The sequence below is a fragment of the Taibaiella chishuiensis genome (assembly GCF_003014535.1).
In the GTDB taxonomy this organism is placed as follows: domain Bacteria; phylum Bacteroidota; class Bacteroidia; order Chitinophagales; family Chitinophagaceae; genus Taibaiella; species Taibaiella chishuiensis.
The window spans coordinates 1-1,372 of sequence record NZ_PYGD01000022.1; the positions used below are offsets into that span (position 1 = coordinate 1).

At 48.6% G+C, this 1,372-nt stretch carries 1 protein-coding gene; it reads right to left on the reverse strand.

What is annotated here, in order from left to right:
- The coding region (locus B0I18_RS25185) for a hypothetical protein (protein WP_181358614.1) at window positions 1–1,372 on the reverse strand (1,372 nt) is incomplete at both ends.

The following is a 1,372-nucleotide window of genomic DNA, read 5'->3' on the forward strand; positions in this document are numbered from 1 at the left end:
TGATCGCCGGTAGTGCCGTCGTTCCATACATAACCGGTATAACCCGGGCGTGCTTTTGCCGTAATGCTTGCAAAGGTCATGTTGGGCTCGCGGCAGAACACGGTATCGAAATAAACACTGGGTATGGTATCCTGGTTCACGTAAGGGTACACCACATCGGAGTTGGTGTATAACGTGCAGGTGCGTGTCAGCGTTATCTCCGGTTCGTACCCCACCTGCTGCCAGCCGTCACCCAATGGTTTCATCGTGCCCATTTTAACGCAGGTATACTGACCGATCTTTTTTAATTTTTGCTCCATATCATCGGGATCAGGTAGCGAATAATGCTGCGGGATATTGAAAAATATTTTATTGCCATAGGGTTTTAGAAAAATAATCGGTGGTGTATAAACCGAATATTTGTACCAATTGTATTCCGGGTACGAAAGCGGGTAGGTGCTGCTGGTATGCCGCATGTTCTCGTTGAGCGCGTATTGATGAAAAATCATATTGCCCCCATAATAGTCATGTTTATAAACGATATACGCGGTATTGTCGGGCGTAAAACAGCCATGCATATCCCGGTAATCCGTTTCACTCAGTTCGATCGAAGGGTAGGCGCCCGGGGTTATAGTGCCGTTTTCCGGGTTGAACCGGAGGAAATGTACCTTCGAGCTGGGGCTATGATTAATGTAATTTAAAATGATGAATGCGATAGACTCCCGGTTAGGCGCTACTTTGAAATCCCAGAGCATATCCCATATGCTCTCTTTTTCAAAACGGGCAACAACGGGCGTCGTATCGATGCCTGAAGCCGTAATGTGGTAAGCCGACAAGGTGTAGGCGGTTGCTATATCCAGGTCGCTTTCGGAAGTAATCAGCCAGAGGTCGCAGTTATTACCCGGTACCACATCGACGAAGGTTGGTCCCGGATCTGCAAATTCAGGCTTATGGACGAGCCTGTCTTTTAAGCCGGGTACCACATCGCCCAGCCCGTTATTGAGCTGCATATCCACCACCGAATAGTTCAGGTCAGAGGAGACGGAAAAGGTAAAGATATAATACTTGTCGGGCTCATGGATAAAGGGTACAATGACGATGTTTTTTTCGTTCGACTTATAGGATACATCCAATGTGCCGTTGGGCATCGGGTCTATATTCCGGTCGTATAGGGCAGGCCCGCCGTGTTGCGTATAAGGCGAGGCAAGAAACCGGAACGCGCCGGTCTCCGGGTGAGAAACGGGAATAACGTTTTGGAAACGGCTGCCCTTCCCTATGTTATAACCGATGGTGAAAGGCCCGCCTATGGTCTGCAGGAATTTATCGGTCTCAATCACATCGGGTGGTGACTGCTTCATATCGAAACCAAAGAAGCCGGTGAACCAATTGCCAT